General features: G+C 35.1%; 13 protein-coding genes, 2 rRNA genes and 3 pseudogenes. 9 read left to right on the plus strand and 9 right to left on the minus strand.

Annotated elements, in window-relative coordinates:
• Window positions 1-43: 43 nt before the first annotated feature.
• Complete coding sequence (locus Wcon_RS02415) at window positions 44-1,048, plus strand: hypothetical protein (protein ID WP_114517090.1); 1,005 nt, start codon at window positions 44-46, stop codon at window positions 1,046-1,048.
• Between the two features lie 25 nt (window positions 1,049-1,073).
• Here the strand turns inward: Wcon_RS02415 and Wcon_RS02420 are convergent, their stop codons facing one another.
• The 5 genes from Wcon_RS02420 to Wcon_RS02440 form a co-directional block, all read right to left on the minus strand.
• Window positions 1,074-1,856 carry an exodeoxyribonuclease III gene (locus Wcon_RS02420; RefSeq protein ID WP_114517091.1) on the minus strand — a complete coding sequence of 261 codons (783 nt, stop codon included), beginning with the start codon at window positions 1,854-1,856 and terminating at the stop codon, window positions 1,074-1,076.
• Window positions 1,856-2,563 carry a uroporphyrinogen-III synthase gene (locus tag Wcon_RS02425; protein WP_114517092.1) on the minus strand — a complete coding sequence of 236 codons (708 nt, stop codon included), beginning with the start codon at window positions 2,561-2,563 and terminating at the stop codon, window positions 1,856-1,858. Before Wcon_RS02425 ends, Wcon_RS02420 begins: the two co-directional genes overlap by 1 nt.
• A gap of 225 nt (window positions 2,564-2,788) precedes the next feature.
• A complete protein-coding gene (locus Wcon_RS02430; RefSeq protein ID WP_237349992.1) occupies window positions 2,789-4,288 on the minus strand; it encodes an actin-bundling T4SS effector WalE1 family protein in 1,500 nt (499 codons plus the stop codon).
• A gap of 716 nt (window positions 4,289-5,004) precedes the next feature.
• Entirely contained in the window at window positions 5,005-6,789 is a 1,785-nt protein-coding gene (locus Wcon_RS02435) for a ribonucleoside-diphosphate reductase subunit alpha (protein ID WP_114517093.1), read from the minus strand.
• A gap of 67 nt (window positions 6,790-6,856) precedes the next feature.
• The gene (locus Wcon_RS02440) at window positions 6,857-7,909 is read right to left on the minus strand and encodes a methyltransferase domain-containing protein (protein WP_114517094.1); all 1,053 of its coding nucleotides are present in this window, start codon (window positions 7,907-7,909) and stop codon (window positions 6,857-6,859) included.
• Window positions 7,910-8,240: 331 nt separating this feature from the next.
• Between Wcon_RS02440 and Wcon_RS02445 the strand changes: the two genes are divergently transcribed.
• A 23S ribosomal RNA gene (locus tag Wcon_RS02445) occupies window positions 8,241-11,026 on the plus strand.
• A 57-nt stretch (window positions 11,027-11,083) separates the two neighbouring features.
• Window positions 11,084-11,190: ribosomal RNA gene (gene rrf / locus Wcon_RS02450) — 5S ribosomal RNA — on the plus strand.
• A 23-nt stretch (window positions 11,191-11,213) separates the two neighbouring features.
• Here the strand turns inward: rrf and Wcon_RS02455 are convergent.
• The 3 genes from Wcon_RS02455 to rpmH all read right to left on the minus strand — a co-directional run bounded on the left by Wcon_RS02455 (window position 11,214) and on the right by rpmH (window position 12,006).
• Window positions 11,214-11,423 carry a hypothetical protein gene (locus tag Wcon_RS02455; protein ID WP_114517095.1) on the minus strand — a complete coding sequence of 70 codons (210 nt, stop codon included), beginning with the start codon at window positions 11,421-11,423 and terminating at the stop codon, window positions 11,214-11,216.
• Window positions 11,424-11,513: 90 nt separating this feature from the next.
• Entirely contained in the window at window positions 11,514-11,858 is a 345-nt protein-coding gene (gene rnpA / locus Wcon_RS02460; RefSeq protein ID WP_114517096.1) for a ribonuclease P protein component, read from the minus strand.
• A 7-nt stretch (window positions 11,859-11,865) separates the two neighbouring features.
• Entirely contained in the window at window positions 11,866-12,006 is a 141-nt protein-coding gene (rpmH, locus tag Wcon_RS02465) for a 50S ribosomal protein L34 (protein ID WP_114517097.1), read from the minus strand.
• Window positions 12,007-12,113: 107 nt separating this feature from the next.
• On the opposite strand from rpmH, the gene pstC reads away from it, so the two are divergent.
• The 5 genes and pseudogenes from pstC to Wcon_RS11805 form a co-directional block, all read left to right on the plus strand.
• The gene (gene pstC / locus Wcon_RS02470; protein WP_114517102.1) at window positions 12,114-13,202 is read left to right on the plus strand and encodes a phosphate ABC transporter permease subunit PstC; all 1,089 of its coding nucleotides are present in this window, start codon (window positions 12,114-12,116) and stop codon (window positions 13,200-13,202) included.
• A gap of 94 nt (window positions 13,203-13,296) precedes the next feature.
• Entirely contained in the window at window positions 13,297-14,733 is a 1,437-nt protein-coding gene (gene atpD, locus Wcon_RS02475) for a F0F1 ATP synthase subunit beta (RefSeq protein ID WP_179947463.1), read from the plus strand.
• Window positions 14,734-14,738: 5 nt separating this feature from the next.
• Window positions 14,739-15,083, plus strand: a complete 345-nt coding sequence (locus Wcon_RS02480) for a F0F1 ATP synthase subunit epsilon (RefSeq protein WP_114517103.1) — start codon at window positions 14,739-14,741, stop codon at window positions 15,081-15,083.
• A gap of 328 nt (window positions 15,084-15,411) precedes the next feature.
• Window positions 15,412-16,056, plus strand: coding sequence for a fructose-6-phosphate aldolase (gene fsa / locus Wcon_RS02490; RefSeq protein WP_114517099.1), 645 nt, complete (start codon window positions 15,412-15,414; stop codon window positions 16,054-16,056).
• Window positions 16,057-16,163: 107 nt separating this feature from the next.
• A pseudogene (locus Wcon_RS11805) lies at window positions 16,164-16,783 on the plus strand (IS66 family transposase); the annotation flags it as partial.
• Window positions 16,784-17,052: 269 nt separating this feature from the next.
• Here Wcon_RS11805 and Wcon_RS02500 read toward each other — a convergent pair.
• Window positions 17,053-17,597, minus strand: a pseudogene (locus Wcon_RS02500) (IS256 family transposase); the annotation flags it as partial.
• Window positions 17,598-17,819: 222 nt separating this feature from the next.
• Between Wcon_RS02500 and Wcon_RS02505 the strand changes: the two are divergent.
• A pseudogene (locus Wcon_RS02505) lies at window positions 17,820-18,808 on the plus strand (IS110 family RNA-guided transposase).
• Window positions 18,809-18,879: the final 71 nt, after the last annotated feature.

An 18,879-nucleotide genomic window follows, 5' to 3' on the forward strand; every position in this document is an offset into this window, starting at 1 on the left:
ATATGCTATAATTAAAGCATGGGTTAATGTAAATAAATCAGTTATGACAATTCCACAAGCGAAAAGTTCAAAACCTTCAAAATTACTTACTCAGGTGACGAGTGAAGATGAGAAGATTTTTGAAAAAGAGGAACATCAGTTAATCTATAAAACTTTTTTAGGTAGGTTAAAGAAATACAAAGACTCGGACAAATTGAAACCAGGTGAAAAGAAAAATTTTTCTTTCATATGGGACTATGGAAAAGAGATATTTAGCTATATAGACCAAGGAAAGACAAAACCACTCAGTGAAGAGAATTTTTGTCGGCTTTTACTTTCCGTATTTGAAAAAATTAGAGAGAAAAAATTAGCGAACAAAGAGAATTTAGAGAATTATGAAATAAAGCGAGTAATAGAGGGGTGTTTAGATGAGATACGTGGTACAGAAGCTAAAGATTCACTAATAAAACTTGTTGGGTTACCATTTGGAATAAAAATAGACCCAAAAAATATTTCTGATTCTTTGATGAGTGGACTAAAAGAGAAAATACCATTCTTAGGTAAAGACAAAAAAGAGAAAGATGAACCACCGCTCAGTGATGAAGAGATGGTAACAACGTTCTTACGCAAATCTTTATTTCCTATTATCGCTCTCACTACTGTAATATTATTAGGCGGCTTAAGCGGTCCAGTGTCAGTACTTGGTCTTTTTACCATCCCTCATGTTATAGTAATAGGATTTATTGTTTTTGGTCTTGCTGCTGCTGAATATAAGGCGGTAAAAGGTCTTTTTTTTAATGACAAAAAAGGTACTTTGTATAACCCTCACTCACGAGATGAAAAGGAAAGAAAAGGATGGGATAATGAAATTAGCGGTGGTATCAATAAAATTTTAAAAAACAAAGTCAAAGAAATTCCTGAACAAATTTCCCAGGGAAACGGAGAGAATAAACAGCATTCTGCCTCTGAGCAAATCTTCCATCCAGGAAACGAAAATCCTGCTACTCTTAAACAACTTACTTTAGAGCAGCCAGCTAAAAGCACAGGACAGCAACCAAATAAGACCTAGATTTGCCAAATATGTAAGCGGTCTTCTATTGTTTTATAATACATACAACAGGAGTATGATCAGATGGATTTTCTAGCTTACGCAATCTATCGTCTATGTAGCATGTTTCCAATTTATCTGCAGCTTGTGGCGATAGCAGCATATGATCTATTCGCATTCCTTGATTATTTCTCAGTGAATTACCTTGATAATGCCACCAAGTGAATTGTTGCAAGTTTGGGTGAGATATTCTAAATGCATCTTTAAAACCAAGATTCAAGATCGCTCTTAACTTCTCACGTTCTTTTATATGAAAGCACACTTGGCCATTCAATAAATTTGAATCAAAAACATCAATTTCATCCAGTGCAACATTATAATCGCCAGCTATAATAGTTAACTCTTCATTCTTCAACAAAGTGCTCATCCTTTCATATAGGTTATCAAAAAACTTGAGTTTATATTCAAATGCGTGAGAGTCCGGGCTTTGACCGTTTGGCACGTATACACTTCCTACCCTTATCTTACTATTGGTATACTTTATCACGCACTCTATATAACGTGCTTCTTGATGACTTTCCACAATGTCAATTTTAAACTTCTCCAGTATCGGATATTTAGATAAAACACAAACGCCATTTCTTGCAACTTGTCCATAGATAGCATATTCATATCCTAACTTTTCTATCTCCGCATAAGGGAATTGCTCTTCCGTACATTTTATCTCTTGCAGCAAAATTATATCTATCTGACTATCAACTATAAAACTACAAAGTTGGTTAACTCTTTTACGTATGGAGTTTACATTCCAAGTTGCAATCTTTAGCATCAACAATCCTTATTAATTATATCAATTAAACTCTCCCCAGTAGGCAACCTCGATGTTATAATTTTTTTCCATTTGATTAACTTTAAACTATCAGCAATGTTTTTACTCATGGTATATGCAACTGTATTATTCATCACATGAGATAGCCCACTTTTTAGAACTAATGAACAAAACACCCTTGCTGTCTGTGAGGAAAAAAAAGCAACACTATCAATTTTACCATCCAACAGTAAATTTTTACACCTATTAGTTAGACTCCTTTTAATAATTGTTTTATAGAGTACAACTTCTCTTACGTTAAAATCTTCTTCAGATAATCTCTTTTTTAGGTCACATGATACTTCTTGTCCCCTTATATACAAGAACTTTATTGCGTTTGAATAATGAGCTTTTATGAATGATATCAGACCATCAACGTTGCTATCTGCTGAGATTATATCGGAAAATCCCAAATTTTTTGCAGCCTGCATAGTTGAATTACCAACTGTAATAATCGAAAAGTTATCCTCTTTGCATATTTGACTGAAAGCCTTTACACTGTTTTTACTTGTAGATATCACAACGTCAAATTCATACGTAGATATGTCAGGATTTAAGTACTTTATTGTGAATACTGGTTCTATAAAAACTTTGTATCCATATTTTTTTAGCGTGCTTCTTGTACTCAACGAATCTAATAAAGGCCTTGTCAATAAAATAGACTTCATTCTGGTTTATTTCACTAGCAGTAAAATGATATCCCTTATACACAAATTATTGAATAAAAACTTTTATTTTTTAAGTTTCTTGCATAATCTAGAAAAAGGGCAAAAGAAACTCCATAATTGGCCCAGTGCTAGAAAATTGATATTAAATAAGCGAACGTTTTGATCAAATGGAAAAAGGATGTTACTCATTGAGTAACATCCTTTTAGAATGATAAGCGGTTTTGTTTATCTTTTACTAGGCTCAGCTTTTTGTTGAACAGATTCTACGTTTGGTTGATCTACAATCGCACGTCGTTTTGCCAACTTCTCAGTGAGCTCTTCCGTAACTCCTAGACCAAATCTTGTTTCTTGAGAAGGACTGTGTCTTTGTGGAGTAGAAGAACTTGGTGAATTGAATCCACTATCAGAATTACGACGGTAACTGGTAAAGCTAGAAGTTGTAACAGTACTGTCAGTGCTTATAGAACCCATTGAATTGCTTCTTGGCGGTTTCTCCTGAGCAACATAAAAACGGCTATTTCCTATGTCTGCAGATTGCTCATCCAACTGAGAATCTTTATAGCTTATATAAGTAGCCTCCCCTGGCGCTGCCTTACCTCCAAGCCATGACCGAAGTTTATTCCTTGGCGAGGAAGTTGCATTTGCTTTCTTACGCTCACTAGGATTTAATAATTCTGCTTCGCTGCTAACAGTACTGTCAGTGCTTAAAGAATCCATTGAACTGCTTCCTGATAAGCTGTTTTCTAGTGAACTGTCAACAGATTGCATTGAACCTTTCTTAGTACCATACTTCCCTGCTATTCTATTAAGATTCCCTACAGAATTAGAAGTTTTATGATCTGTTACACACTCTTTAGCAATCTTCATAATTTCATCGTGATGTTCAGAGAAAATATTATCGATTAGATAAGTATCTTTAGGTAATGACCTTTGCGTCAACAAGCTATGCAAACTTTCTTTACTTAAACCATTAATGAATTTTCCTTGCTCTAGCAGCCTTTCAAAAGTCTGATCAATCTGCCCTGATTCTGTTTTTTCTCTTATTTTTGAATCAATCTTTGATGATATTCCAGAAAGTATATCTTTTATTAATCCAGCATTATTTCCTTTATCAGCAAAAATTTCTTTCAGATCATCTCTTATCTTATCAGACTTTTCGATCTCCTCTTTTGTAAACCTTTTTATTTTATCCAAATAGTCTTCCTTACCAGCTGCTTTATGGAATTTATTTGCTACTCCTTCACCTACGAAGCTAGCACCTCTCTTCAGTGAATCTACTGAATTTTCATAACTTTCTCCGACCTTATCTTTAACATACACAGCACTATCTTTAATCTTTCCGCCAATATGCTTCGCCCTTTCAACTGTTTTTTCTGCTGACCATTTGAGTCCTTTATATCCGTATTGAACTGCTTTTACGGAAAAAAATAAAGCAAGACCAATCATTGCACCTGTTGCAATAAGTGGTGCAGCAGCTAACAAAAGTGGTAGTGCTGTTGCAAGTAACCCACCTGCTGCACTTACTGCAAGAATCTGCTTTTCTGCAGGCCACATAGGAAAATCTTTTATTGATCGTTTTAACAATCCAGAAAGTTTATTTTGTTGAGCTTGTGGATTATCAATAAGCTCTGCATTTGATGAATCTTGCATCATTTTACTCAAATCAAGATCATCTTGCTTAGTTTCAACAAAGTTTGAATTAGAATTTGTTTCACTAGGTGACATTTTAAACCTCACATTAACAATATATTATAATTGTATTCTTCAGTTCTTAAGTTAGTGTTAATTCGGCTACCAATGTTTACTTAATGTGTTTTTTGGAAGCACAGAAAATTAAATGGTGCAATGTAAGTAGCTAAACACAATTTTGTGAATGCTGCTGTCGATAGGTGTTATACTAGTCTTGGAATGATAGGAGAAGGGACTATAGATGGCGAGAGGCCGCTACTCGTTAGTGATTGTTGCGATATGACGTCTCGTTTAGATTGGGAGTGTTAAATAAACCACACGCGTCAAGTTAAGAGAATACGCCCAATATAGCAACCATTTAAGGTTTATTTGTTATATTTATTTTTTAAGAAATCTTGATCTAAAATAAGATAATTTTTTTTAAAGAGTCTATAAATTACTAATTTTATCGTTTAATGTCTAAAATAATTTTTACCGCTTCTCTTCTTTCTTATGCCACTTTTCCTTAACTTGACGCCTATGGTTTATTTTACACTCCCTAATTTTGAGCTGCTTCCTTAGGTTATGCAAGAAGTCTATTCTTTGTGGCATAAGCTATATTTATTTGATAGATATTTACTCTATAACAGAATCATCTTTTTCTCCTATGCAATAAAGCCTGCCGGGTAAGAGAATACTGAACGACAACTGAGTTGCCTTGAAAACATAACTTTTGTACAGTTGTATTTTGGTGACAGTAAGGTATGCACAGTCTATTGGCATGACAGACATTCATCATAATTAATATCTGTTTTTTGTTGCAGTATTTCACTTTTTTTGAATATGTCATGTGAGACCTTGTCAGCTCTTTGCATTGATTGTGATCTGCAGTAATATAAGCTTTTTAATCCTTTTTTCCAAGCAAGCATGTGTATTTTGTGTAAGTAACGTTTATACACATTGGCAGATAAGAACAGATTTACTGATTGAGATTGACAAATATAAGGAGTTCTATTACTTGCATGTTCTATAATCCATTGTTGATCAAGTTCGTATGCTGTTTTAAATGTCAGTTTTTCATGCTCACTAAGAAAATCTAAATGCTGAACAGAACCCTCATTTGTCGAGATTGAGGACCATATTTTATCGTTGTCTTGATTCTTTTCTGCTAATAATTTTTGCAAGAATTTATTTCGCACTACAAATGAACCTGTTAGTGTCTTCTGTATGAATACGTTTGCTGCATATGGCTCTATTCCAGGGGAAGTGTTGCCTGCAATAATCGAAATTGAGGCAGTTGGAGCGATAGCGAGCTTATGTGTAAACCTTTCCATTAAATCGATTTCTTTAGCGTCAAGACATGGCCCTTTTTCTTCTGCTAATTTTTTAGAAACTATATCTGCTTGTTGTCGTAGATGCTTAAATATTTTTTTATTCCATTGTTGTGCCATTACCGATTCAAAAGGAACCATTTTACTTTGTAAAAATGAATGAAAACCCATCACACCAAGACCGATACTACGCTCTCTTATTGCGGAATATTTTGCTCGCTGTATTTCATTTGGTGCTTGATTTATGAAGTCCTCTAGTACATTATCAAGAAAACGCATTATATCTTCTGTGAAGAGTTCATTATCTTTCCATTCTTCGTAGTATTCAAGATTCACAGATGATAGACAACATACAGCAGTGCGTGACTTGTTCAGGTGATCGTAACCTGTAGTTAAAGTTATTTCACTGCATAGGTTTGACATTTTGATGTCTAAATTGAGCTTTTTGTAAGATTCTGGTTTATTGTTATTTATTGCATCAAGAAAAATAATGTAAGGTTCTCCAGTCTCAATTCTTGCTGTTAACATTTTGATCCATATATCACGTGCTTTGACAGTTGAGATAACTTTTTTATTGTGAGGACTGATTAATTCCCATTCTTTGTCACCTTCAATGGCTTGCATAAATTTATCTGTCACTATTACAGCATGGTGTATATTTAGTGCTTTGCGATTTGGGTCACCACCAGTTGGCTTACGTAAATCTAGAAACTCTTCTATTTCTGGATGCCATACAGGAAGATAGACGGCTGAGCTTCCTCTTCTTAAAGATCCTTGACTGATTGCAAGTGTTAGAGCATTTTGTACCACAATAAATGGCACAATTCCTGATGTTTTACCGCTACCTTTGACACTTTCACCAATTGAGCGTAGATTTCCCCAATAACTACCTATGCCTCCTCCACGTGCAGCGAGCCAAACATTTTCATTCCATAAATCAACTATTCCCTGCAAGCTATCTTCAGTTTCATTAAGAAAGCAGGAAATAGGTAATCCTCTCTTGGTACCACCATTGCTAAGTATTGGCGTTGAAGGCATGAACCACAAATTGCTCATGTAATCATAAAGACGCTGTGCATGCTCTTTATTATCAGAGTAGTAATTGGCAATGCGTATAAAGAGATCTTGATAACTTTCATTTTCTATTAAATACCTGTCCAATAGAACTGCTTTTCCAAAATCGGTTAATTTACTATCCTTTGCGTAGTTAATAGCAATGTAATTCATAAGGCTCCTTTTATGATATTATAGGCATTTATTTGAGCGATTCCTAGATTAAGTTGTTGAATTTTTTTTATGGATGCTGTAATGCAAACAAGATACCGTCAACCTGACTGCCATATATTGTACAATAACTCAGATGACTTATTTGCATGTTTATTTCTTTTGCAACATGGCGAATGTAGTCTTCCGAATGACGAAAATAATCTCCTTTGTTTATAAAGTCAATACCTTTACCTTCTTTTCTTCTTACCAAACATACAATAACCCCTTTTTTGTTTGTCAATCCTTTTGCTAATTCCAACTCTGCTCGAAAATTATATAGATAATGTAGTACTTCAGCAAAGATAATTACATCGTACTGCTGGTTCTTCTCCTGTTTAAGAAACTCTTTCATTTCCATATGTATTAACTCATTGTAAACAGGTTTACCTTTTATAAGGCATCCTCTTGCAATATTTAGCATTCTATTTGAGATGTCAACTCCTGTTGTGCAACTTCTAACATTATTTATTTTTAGGAAATGACCACATATTCCAGTACCGCAACCAAGATCAAGTATATTTAGTTCAGAAGTGGAGTTGTTAAAGACTTTTGTAATTATCATGTGTACGAGTTCATGCCCTCTGTATTGTTTGGCAATCAGCCAATGCTCAACAAAATATTCACCTGTGTAATCGAAATATTGCTTTATGAGATTTTCAGGCAATTCTATAATATCTGATGTGTTTGTTATTTTTTTTATGTAGTAAGAAGCTTCTTCATAACTACTATCTAATTTTAGCGTTTTTGTTAAATAATTATAAGCTTTGCTAGTATTTCCTACTGCAAAATGACATCTTCCAATATTATACCAGATTATAGGTGAATTGGGATGGAATATGCTAATTAACCAAAATCTTAACTTTGCATCTGATATATTACCTTTATAAAAGTGATATAAACCGATTTCAATGTTGGTATTTAACAGGTTTTTAGATTTTTCAAGAAGCACTATGATTTCTTTATGGAGAGTATTATATTTATCCATAATAAAATTTCTTACTTTCTTAATATTTAATACACTAGTGAGCTTAGATATACAATTTAAAACAACGTTTTTTATAAAAAAGAGATTACTTTTCATACATTAGAAATACTCCGAATGTTCATTATCGTTTTTAGGTAACTAATTTTAACACATTTTATCTTACAAAATATCTTTTTCATTAATTTTTCTGTATATATAAATTTACCGTATATTTCTCAGATTATACTGTTTAGGATTGCTGGTATATTGTTGTTGATAATAATAGGAAATGTTTTGTGTAAAAAGGCGTTGACATATTATTTATCAGGTTGTAGTATGTAAAAGATTAGTTTTTAGATGTTTGACAAGTTTTATGGTAGAGATTAATTTAATCTCAATTCAATTGTAAGTTAATATTTAACTCTGCATATTCTACATATAGTCAGATAAATAAATTATTAAGAGCACTTGATGGATGCCTTGGCGTTAAGAGGCGATGAAGGACGTGGCAGGCTGCGATAAGCTGCGGGTAATTGTCAACAAATTCTAATCCGCAGATTTCCGAATGGGGAAACCCAGCTAGCTTAGCTAGTTATTACATACTTAGTATGTAAAGCAAACTTGGTGAACTGAAATATCTAAGTAGCCAAAGGAAAAGAAATCAATCGAGATTCTGTTAGTAGTGACGAGCGAAAGCGGAAAAGGCTAATGATTTAAGAATAAGAATTAGAATACTCTGGAAATAGTAACCATAGAAGGTGATAGTCCTGTATAAGTAGAAAGTTTTTAAATCCTTGAGTAGAGCGGGGCACGTGAAATCCTGTTTGAATATGGGGGGACCATCCTCCAAGCCTAAATACTCCTTAGCGACCGATAGTGAACAAGTACCGTGAGGGAAAGGTGAAAAGAACCCCGGGAGGGGAGTGAAATAGAATCTGAAATCGAGTGCTTACAAACAGTTGGAGCTCTATGCTTTTCCTACAAGAGCAATCTTGTAGTTGGTTTGTATTAGAGTGACAGCGTACCTTTTGCATAATGGGTCAGCGAGTTAATCTATGAAGCAAGCTTAAGCCATTAGGTGTAGGCGTAGCGAAAGCAAGTCTGAATAGGGCGTTTTAGTTTTATGGATTAGACCCGAAACCAAGTGATCTAGTCATGACCAGATTGAAGGTGTGGTAAAACACACTGGAGGATCGAACCAGTTAATGTTGCAACATTATTGGATGAGTTGTGATTAGGGGTGAAAGGCCAATCAAACTTGGAAATAGCTGGTTCTCCGCGAAATCTATTTAGGTAGAGCGTTGTATGTATGTTGTTGGGGGTAGAGCACTGGATAGACTAGGGGGATTCATCATCTTACCAAATCTAACCAAACTCCGAATACCAACGATTAATTGTACAACAGGCACACCACGGGTGCTAAGTCCGTGGTGAAGAGGGAAACAACCCAGATCACTATCTAAGGTCCCAAAATTGCAGCTAAGTGGGGAAGGAAGTAGAAAAACCATTACAGCTAGGAGGTTGGCTTGGAAGCAGCTATCCTTTAAAGAAAGCGTAACAGCTCACTTGTCTAAATAAGTTTTTCTGCGCCGAAAATGTACCGGGGCTAAAGCTGTATACCGAAGATGTGAGTACTTGTTGATTTCGATCAATGGGTGCGGTAGCGGAGCGTTCCGTAAGTCTGTGAAGGTAGTTTGAGAGAACTGCTGGAGATATCGGAAGTGAGAATGCTGACATAAGTAGCGTAAAAGAGTGTGAAAAACACTCTCACCAAAAATCTAAGGGTTCCTACGTTAAGTTAATCTGCGTAGGGTTAGTCGGTTCCTAAGGCGAGTCCATAAAGGAGTAGTCGATGGCAATTAGGTTAATATTCCTAAACCTTTTAAGTGTGACGGGTTTTGTATTTGTATAGGTCTTATTGGATTGATCTATGCTTAGAAAAAGCTCCAGGAAATAGCACTTATATTTAAAGGCCGTACCGTAAACCGACACTGGTGGATGAGTAGAGTATACTAAGGTGTTGAAAGAATGATGTTGAAGGAACTCGGCAAATTATACCTGTAACTTCGGAAGAAGGGTAACCTGCTTTTAGGTAACTATGAGTAGGTGGCACAAAATAGGGAGTAGCGACTGTTTACTAAAAACACAGGACTCTGCAAACACGTAAGTGGAAGTATAGGGTCTGACGCCTGCCCAGTGCTGGAAGGTTAATAGGAAGGGTGCAAGCTCTGAATTGAAGCCCCAGTAAACGGCGGCCGTAACACTGACGGTCCTAAGGTAGCGAAATTCCTTGTCGGGTAAGTTCCGACCCGCACGAATGGCGTAACGATTTCTCCACTGTCTCCAACATCATTTCAGCGAAATTGAATTCCCCGTGCAGATGCGGGGTACCCGCGGTTAGACGAAGAGACCCCGTGCACCTTTACTATAGCTTTACATTGCTATTAAAAATGTGATGTGCAGGATAGGTGGGAGACTTTGAAGTTATGGCGCTAGCTGTAATGGAGTCAACCTTGAGATACCACCCTTTGCATTTTTGATATCTAACTATGTTTCATTATCTGGAACTAGGACATTGTATGGTGGGTAGTTTGACTGGGGCGGTCGCCTCCTAAAAAGTAACGGAGGCGTGCGAAGGTAAGCTAGAGCTGGTCGGAAATCAGCTTGGTAGTACAATGGCATAAGCTTGCCTGACTGCGAGGCTGACAAGCCAAGCAGGGACGAAAGTCGGTCATAGTGATCCGGTGATTCTGTATGGAAGGGTCATCGCTCAACGGATAAAAGGTACGCCGGGGATAACAGGCTGATGGTGTTCGAGAGTTCATATCGACGACACCGTTTGGCACCTCGATGTCGACTCATCACATCCTGGGGCTGAAGAAGGTCCCAAGGGTTCGGCTGTTCGCCGATTAAAGTGATACGTGAGTTGGGTTTAGAACGTCGTGAGACAGTTCGGTTTCTATCTGCCGTGGGTGAAGGAAATTTGAGAAGATCTGACTCTAGTACGAGAGGACCGAGATGGATATACCTCTGGTGTACCAGCTGTTATGCCAATAGCATCGCTGGGTAGCTATGTATAGATGGGATAATTGCTGAAAGCATATAAGCAAGAAACCCTCTTCAAAAAGATTTCCCAATTAAGGCCGTGGGAGACTACCACGTTGATAGGCTAGGTGTGGAAACATGGTAACATGTGAAGCTAACTAGTACTAATAGCCTGATTGATTTATTTGCTTTCTATATGTATATATGCAGTGTTAAATATTAAATTAAATTGGAAATTTTTATTAACTTGGTGGCTATAGCAAGAATGAACCACCCGATCTCATTTCGAACTCGGAAGTGAAGCTTTTTAGCGCCGATGATACTTAAAAAGGGAAAGTAGGTCGCTGCCAAGTTTATAAAATTTTTTTTACTTTTATCAAATGATTCTCTTATTGTAAGAGGTTGTTTCTATGTTCAAGTTTAGTAGCTGTGCTCTAGGTTTATTCTTATTCTGTTCTAAGTATTGGCTTTGTTCAAATGCTATTTTCCATTGTGTACGATAGCTAGATTCTTTATATTCATAAAAACCTTCCTTAATATTATTTGTATCAAGCTTTTTATCTTGTTTTCTTATACTCTCTACCACTAACTACCCACATCTATTAGTTTATTTTAAAAGCTTTACTTACCTTATCATAAAAAATATAATTGTAAATACTTTAGTGAAAATTTTTTCTTATTTTATCTTTTTTAAGCAAATAGTTAGATCTTTTTGTAAATTTTTATAGCCTGCTTGCATAATGTTTTTATGAGTTAGTATTATGTAATAGTATCCTACATTACTTATATTTAAAATGCTAATTTTAGCGAGCATTCGTAATTGCCTTTTTATTTTATTTCTTTTTGCTGCTTTTTCGACTTTTTTACTAATAGCTAGACCTATTCTAATAGTGTTAACATACTTTTCAGGTTCTTCTTCTTTTTTGGCATATAGCGATATGTAAAACCCGTGATAAAAAGAACTGTTAAATGCTAACTTATTTTTAAAAACGGAAGAAAAATCTTTTTTTTTATGCTCGATAGTTTTATTATGCGCATAATTTTTTACATCCTAATGAACGACGCCTATTAAGGATTGCTTTTCCAGCTCTTGTTGCCATGCGTGAACGAAACCCATGCCTACGCTTTCTTATCAATTTGCTTGGTTGGAATGTTCTTTTTGTGCTCATTGTTTTTGTATTAATATAATGATTTATTTTAAATAGTTTTACTTTATTGTCAAATAATAGTGAACTTATATGACATTCTTGTAGAATAAAATTTGATGTATGGAAAAATGAATTTAATTATAGGTGTACCTGTTTTACTAATCCTTTTATTTTGTTTGAGTAGATTTCAAACAGTAAGTAAAGTTAAGTCTTATATATATTTGAGTTGTATGTGGATGCTACCTTGGTTGTTAGCACTCTATAATGGTTATTTTATAACTTCTATTTCTATAGCGTTACTTTTTTTTATGCTGATTTTTATCTTTAAGGATAAAAGAAATAAGATGGTAAAATTTTTGTTATTTATGGCTTTAGCCATATCACTTTTTATCACTTTATTTGTAATGCTATCTATTTTTATTCAGTCCATTAATTTTTTTAACAAAGTAGCTATTTCAAAATTCTTATTTTGTTTAAAATGGAACCACAATGTAGCTATTATCGGTGAAGGAGAGGTAGGGTATTTTGGTATAGCACCACTTTTAGTAGGGACATTACTTATAACTGTTGTAGCAATGTTAGTTGTGGTCCCGCTTGGTTTACTTTCTGCAATATATATTAGCGAATATGCAAGCAAGAAAGCGCGTTACGTTGTTAATACTATTTTGCAAGTTTTATCTGCTATTCCTACGGTTGTGTATGGATATTTTTCAGTTGTATTTTTATCCTTATTTGTGAAGAAGGTAGCTAATTTTTTTGAGTTAAGTATACACTCAGAAAGTGCCTTAGTTGCTGGTTTATCAATTGGGGTAATGATTCTTCCTTTTATTATTTCTTTACTCGAAGATGCTATAAGATCTGTTCCAAAAAGTTTACGTTATGGTTTTATGGCGCTTGGTGCAACTCCAGCGGAAACTATATGGCATATAACAATACCTTATGCAATGCCTACAATTTTAAGTGCAATTTTATTATCGATTTCAAGAGTGATAGGTGAAACAATGATTGTGCTAATGGCTGTGGGAATTAACGCAAATTTGACTTTTAATCCTCTTAATTCAATTACTACGATTACTGTGCAAATTGCTACATTGCTTACCGGAGATCAGGATTTCAATAGTGTGCAAACTCTTGCTGCTTATGCGCTTAGTTTGGTGCTGTTTATTATTACTTGGCTATTGAATGCATTTGCATTGTTTATAATGAAGCGTAACTAGTAAGTGTTTTAATATTGCAAAATTTCTGTTAATAATGTAAGATTTATTTTCTTTAGAAGTTCTTTTAGAATTGTAGTGTTAGGTGATGAAAGAGATGGATACAGGTAAAGTAGTTAAAATAACTCAAGCAGTTGTTGATTTAAGATTTGAAGGCGGATTACCTAAGATATTTGATGCTTTAAAAAGCAAATTAAAATATAAGGGCAAGGAGCTAGTTTTAGAGGTTTCACAGCATATAGGTGACAATATAGTCCGTTGTATTGCTATGGATAGCACAGATGGTATGTCAAGAGGTGACGAATTTGTTGATACAGGTGCACCAATATCAGTTCCGGTTGGACGTTCAACTTTAGGAAGGATCTTTAATGTTGTAGGAGAGCTTATAGATGAGTGTGGTCCGCTGAAAGGAAAGTATGATTTAGAACCTATACATAGATCACCTCCAAGTTTTACTGAGCAGAAGATACAGGAAGAAGTTTTAGTTACAGGAATAAAGGTTATAGATTTTCTTGCACCTTATCTTAAAGGAGGAAAAATCGGCTTATTTGGTGGAGCTGGTGTTGGTAAAACAGTTCTGATAATGGAATTAATTAATAATATAGCAAAAGCTCATAAAGGATTTTCCGTATTTGCCGGAGTAGGGGAGAGAACGCGTGAAGGTAATGATCTTTATAATGAGATGATCACTTCGAATGTAATAGATATAAATGAGCACGAAAAATCTCAAGCCGTTTTGGTTTATGGTCAAATGAATGAGCCTCCTGGAGCAAGGGCTAGAGTTGCTTTAACGGCGCTAACTATGGCGGAGTATTTTCGTGATCGTGAAAACCAAGATGTTCTATTTTTTGTAGATAATATCTTCCGTTTCACTCAAGCTGGCTCTGAACTTTCTGCTTTACTTGGAAGAATACCATCAGCTGTTGGTTATCAGCCAACTCTTGCAACTGATATGGGCGCTATGCAAGAGAGAATAGCCTCAACTACTGCTGGTTCTATTACTTCTATACAGGCTATATATGTTCCTGCGGATGATTTGACTGATCCAGCTCCAGCAACTACATTTTCTCATCTTGATGCCACCACAGTATTGTCAAGACAAATAGCTGAAATGGGCATATATCCTGCTGTTGATCCACTTGATTCAACTTCTCAGTCTTTATCTGCTGAAATCATTGGTGAGGAACATTATAATGTGGCTTCTGAGGTGAAACGTATATTGCAAACTTATAAGTCGCTGCAAGATATTATCGCAATACTTGGTATGGATGAACTATCTGATGAAGATAAAATTGTTGTTGATAGAGCTCGTAAAATTCAGAAGTTTCTTTCTCAACCTTTTCATGTTGCGGAGGTATTTACTGGCATGTCTGGCAAATTTGTTTCACTTTCTGATACTATTTCCAGTTTTAAAGGAATTATTGAAGGTAAATATGACCATCTGCCAGAAGCTGCGTTTTACATGGTAGGAAGTATAGGTGAAGCAATAGAAAAGGCTGAGTCGATAAAAGCTGAAGTTGGAGCTAAGCATTAAAGATGATGAACACTTTTAAGGTGCAATTTTTTTCTCCTGATAATAAAATTTCATTTGATGAAGTAGTTTCTCTTTCAGTGAGTGGGCTTGAGGGGGAGTTGATGATTTTAGCTTACTATTCTCCTTACTTAATTTATTTATTGCCTGGTATAATTACTGCTCAAATGAATAACCAGACAAAGAAAAAAGTTGTAATTGACAGTGGTATATTAGAGGTTGCAAATAATAATTGTAGCATTGTAACAAATCAAATTCAGATTTTTGATCACTTGACTCATGATGAGGAATCATTAAAAAATAAGAGAGTTGGTATATATTTAAATTATCTTGATGAGAAGTTTCTTTCTTAGTTATTTTAGGCAAAAAGTCGATTATCACTTTCTTGTTATCCCAGTAGCCCAATTTTTGTCATCTAAGTGCTTTTTTTTCTGTCATTTAGTATTCCCTTCCCTGTCATTCCAGTGCTCACCTTTATCATCTCAGTGCGTGACACTGGGATCTAGATGTAAAAATATTTGTAAATTATGTAATGGGTAATAGATTCTAGGAACATATGTCAAAAACAATTTCTATGATGAAATAGGTTGGATTCCAGTGTCAAGCGCTGGAATGACATGATAAAAAAAAGTACTGGGATGACAAGATTTTACAAAAATGATTTTTTAATAGGAGGTTAATATGGAAATTTTTCTTGATAGCGTTGATTTGAATGAAATTAAGGAGCTAAAAGAGTTCATTGATGGTATAACAACTAATCCTTCTTTGATAGCAAAATCTGGGCATAAAGATAAATACGAAGATTTAGTAAGTGAAATATGCTCTATTATAAAAGGGCCTGTTAGTGTTGAAGTTGTTGCAAGTAGCCATGAAGATATGATTAAGGAAGGCCTTAAATTAGCGGAAATCGCTAGTAATATCGTAGTAAAGTTACCCCTTACACATGAAGGATTAATTTCTTGTAAAAAGTTGTGGACAGAACATAAAATACCTGCTAATGTCACGTTATGTTTTTCTCCTGGACAAGCACTGTTTGCCGCTAAGGCCGGTGCTTGTTTTATTTCTCCCTTTGTTGGTCGTCTTGATGATATAAGCTATAATGGCTTATCGCTAATAAAAGATATATGCACTATATATTCTAATTATAGTTTCAAAACAAAAGTTCTTGTTGCATCAGTAAGAAGCCCAGCACATGTAATAGAAGCTGCAAAACTTGGCGCTAATTCAATTACTGCATCAGCAAAAGTACTTAGACAGTTAATTAATCATCCACTTACTGATCAAGGGCTCGCAATATTTGAAAAAGATTGGGGCATAAAACAATAAATGACATTGCTAAATGTGAAAAAAACATAAAACACAGTAATTGTATCTGTTCAGGGGAGTAGCAAGGTAGACAAGGTGGTCTAATCATAGAATAGCTATGAGGTAATATGGTAAAACTTTTAGAACTTTGCGAAAACTTAAAAATAGAGGTAGAAAATTTAAAAGCCGAAAAAGAAGCTCTGAGAATGCTCAAAGAAAGGAAAGGCTTGGTTTAAACTCGAAAAATTCATCAATGCCAAGTTCAAAAGAATTGTATAAAATAAAAAAGGATAAGCAAGAGGAACATTGGCGGTCAGGTTGGGCATCTAAAATGGAAGGTAGTAAAGGTAGAATTCTTGCGAATGTGGTGGGGAATTCACCAAATCAAGTCTTATGTAGTAGAATATCAGTTGAAGGTGTGGAAAAAGAAGAAGTAGCTCCTTAGCAAAATGCAGATACATTTGGAGCAAGGTGTAATTGCAGCACTCAAGAGATTTTACAAAAATTCAAAGCATAATGAAATTTTTAATTTGAGCATAAGTATTGGTAGCATATCAAACAGTGAACATAGAGTTGCATCAAAATGCAGGGAACTGAAAGTTGTTGCATATTGATGAAACGAGTCATTACAATATTGGTTGGTGTTTGCTAAGCAAGTTTTGTAAAACTTACAGAGTCAAGAGGAATGAAAGTTTTAAAAAACAATGTATGCTGCAATCATAATAGTTTGGTAGTAACCGAGAGGTACTTTAGACCCACTGCGAAACGGTATGCAACTAATTTCAGCATGAGTTAGGCGAGCAGCAGGATCAATAAAACTCATGTCTGAGGTTTACCAGACCAGCAATTATTCATGTTGTATTTCTTCTGAAAATTGCGATAGGTATACGACATAAAATCTTAATTTCACGAATTTTATGCTCCACCGGCTTTGTTGCATAGCCACTTATGTTAACGTTTTATATGAAAAATTCACGCAGCCAGGGAATGTTCAAAAAAGTGTGTCAAGCCGCATTTTTAGTTCAACTCAATTTTCAATCTATCAGGAAAGAAAAGATCAAGTTGAGAGATAGTTAATGCCCAATCAGATATAGGCATCATCCACTTTTCCTCTGCTTTCTTTATAGCACAATATACCTGTTTGTACAAGGCATTTATGCTGGTAAATGAGCCTTTGGTTTTGGTGAATTTTCTAATTTGCCTATGTAGTCCCTCTATGGGATTAGTGGTGTAGATCACCCTTTTAATTGGCCCAGAATACTTAAAATAACCAGATAAGTTTTCCCAGTTATTTTGCCAAGATTTTATAACCATAGGGTACTTTGTGCCCCACTTTTCATCCAATTCCAACAGATAATTCTCAGCAATTTCCTTGCTTGATATATCTTCTTTAAATCGCTCAAAAAACTCTTTGCGTCTTTACTAGCCACATACTTCAGTGAATTGCGTATTTGATGTACTATGCACATCTGTACTTCTGCATTAGGAAAGACACTATTTATAGCTGTAGGAAAGCTTTTCAGACCATCAACACAAGCTATCAGAATATCCTCTACTCCTCTTGTATCTTGTAAAAAGCATCTAATGTTTTAAGCTTAAGCATTAGGTGGAGGAGGGAAGAACTCTGTTTCTCCTCTTAGATATAAAATCTGTAAGAAAGATAAGAGTTCCCTCCTCAAAAGTATAGGCTGGACGGTATCGTAGAAAGACCTAAATGGCTCTAATTCTGTATCCACAAGGTTAGCCTTACTTTTCGTTTTAAATGGTAACGTATGGGGTTATATATGATCAACAACTTTCTTGGAATTGATGTATCAAAAGATCGCTTTGATGTTTTTCTTTCATTCATAAGTAAAAAAGAAAAGCGTGAAACTAGGAAAAGGAGCTTTAAGAACGATGATCTTGGGTTTCAAGGTCTGCTGAGTTTTCTACAAAAGCATAATGTGGAAGAAGTAAAGTCATGCATGTGGTTGTTATAGCGAAGCTTTGGCTGAATTTCTGCACAATGCTGGACATTTTGTTAGTGTTGTAAATCCTTATTGTATTAAATCTTATACAAGGAGTAAGCTCGTAAGACAAAAGAATGATCAGACTGATGCAGAAATTATTGCTGATTATTGCCAAAGACAGGAACCAACTCGTTGGACACCACCTTCTTCTGAAATGAAAAAATTAAAACATCTTTATCGTTGCTCAGTTGCGTTAAAAGAATTAGTAAATAACCACCTAGAAAAAAAAGAGAGACTGCCTAAAGAAGTTGCAAATGCTTGTTGCAACGAATATAGTTAAAAAAATAGAAATAATAAAAAACTCCATACGCAAACTATTAAAGCAGCACAAAGAATTGTTGGAAAATTTTCAGCTTCTATTGACTATTCCAGGAATAGGAGAGGAATCAGCAATGGCTATTTTAGCTGAAATCCCTGACATAAAAGCTTTTAGAGATGCCAGGCAATTGGCAGCATATACAGGAGTTATACCGAAAAATATAACATCAGGTTCATCTGTACATTCTAAACCAAGATTAAGTAAATCAGGTTCACAAACATTACGTAAGGCCCTTTTCTTTCCTGCCATAGTAGCCAAGAATCACAATCCTATCATTGTGAGTTTTTGCCAAAGACTAAAGAAGAAGGGTAAGCATAATATGGCAATTGTGGGAGCTGCAATGCGTAAGCTACTCCATATCATTTTCGGTATCCTGACATCCAAAAGTGCTTTTGATCCAAATCATATCAAGAATTACAGAACTAGGATGTTGACTGTAGTTTAAAATCAAAAAATGCTTCCAATCCATTCAACATATTCACTAACTGTAATCTGTGTACTGTTACACAATCAGAA

The organism is Wolbachia endosymbiont of Cylisticus convexus (assembly GCF_003344345.1).

What these genes read in the sequence shown, in the direction of transcription:
- Wcon_RS02415 (WP_114517090.1), top strand. Translation starts at nt 44, where the DNA reads ATGACAATTCCACAAGCGAAAAGTTCAAAACCTTCAAAATTACTTACT.
- Wcon_RS02420 (WP_114517091.1), bottom strand. Translation starts at nt 1,856, where the DNA reads ATGCTAAAGATTGCAACTTGGAATGTAAACTCCATACGTAAAAGAGTT.
- Wcon_RS02425 (WP_114517092.1), bottom strand. Translation starts at nt 2,563, where the DNA reads ATGAAGTCTATTTTATTGACAAGGCCTTTATTAGATTCGTTGAGTACA.
- Wcon_RS02430 (WP_237349992.1), bottom strand. Translation starts at nt 4,288, where the DNA reads ATGTCACCTAGTGAAACAAATTCTAATTCAAACTTTGTTGAAACTAAG.
- Wcon_RS02435 (WP_114517093.1), bottom strand. Translation starts at nt 6,789, where the DNA reads ATGAATTACATTGCTATTAACTACGCAAAGGATAGTAAATTAACCGAT.
- Wcon_RS02440 (WP_114517094.1), bottom strand. Translation starts at nt 7,909, where the DNA reads ATGAAAAGTAATCTCTTTTTTATAAAAAACGTTGTTTTAAATTGTATA.
- rpmH (WP_114517097.1), bottom strand. Translation starts at nt 12,006, where the DNA reads ATGAGCACAAAAAGAACATTCCAACCAAGCAAATTGATAAGAAAGCGT.
- pstC (WP_114517102.1), top strand. Translation starts at nt 12,114, where the DNA reads ATGAATTTAATTATAGGTGTACCTGTTTTACTAATCCTTTTATTTTGT.
- atpD (WP_179947463.1), top strand. Translation starts at nt 13,297, where the DNA reads ATGGATACAGGTAAAGTAGTTAAAATAACTCAAGCAGTTGTTGATTTA.
- Wcon_RS02480 (WP_114517103.1), top strand. Translation starts at nt 14,739, where the DNA reads ATGAACACTTTTAAGGTGCAATTTTTTTCTCCTGATAATAAAATTTCA.
- fsa (WP_114517099.1), top strand. Translation starts at nt 15,412, where the DNA reads ATGGAAATTTTTCTTGATAGCGTTGATTTGAATGAAATTAAGGAGCTA.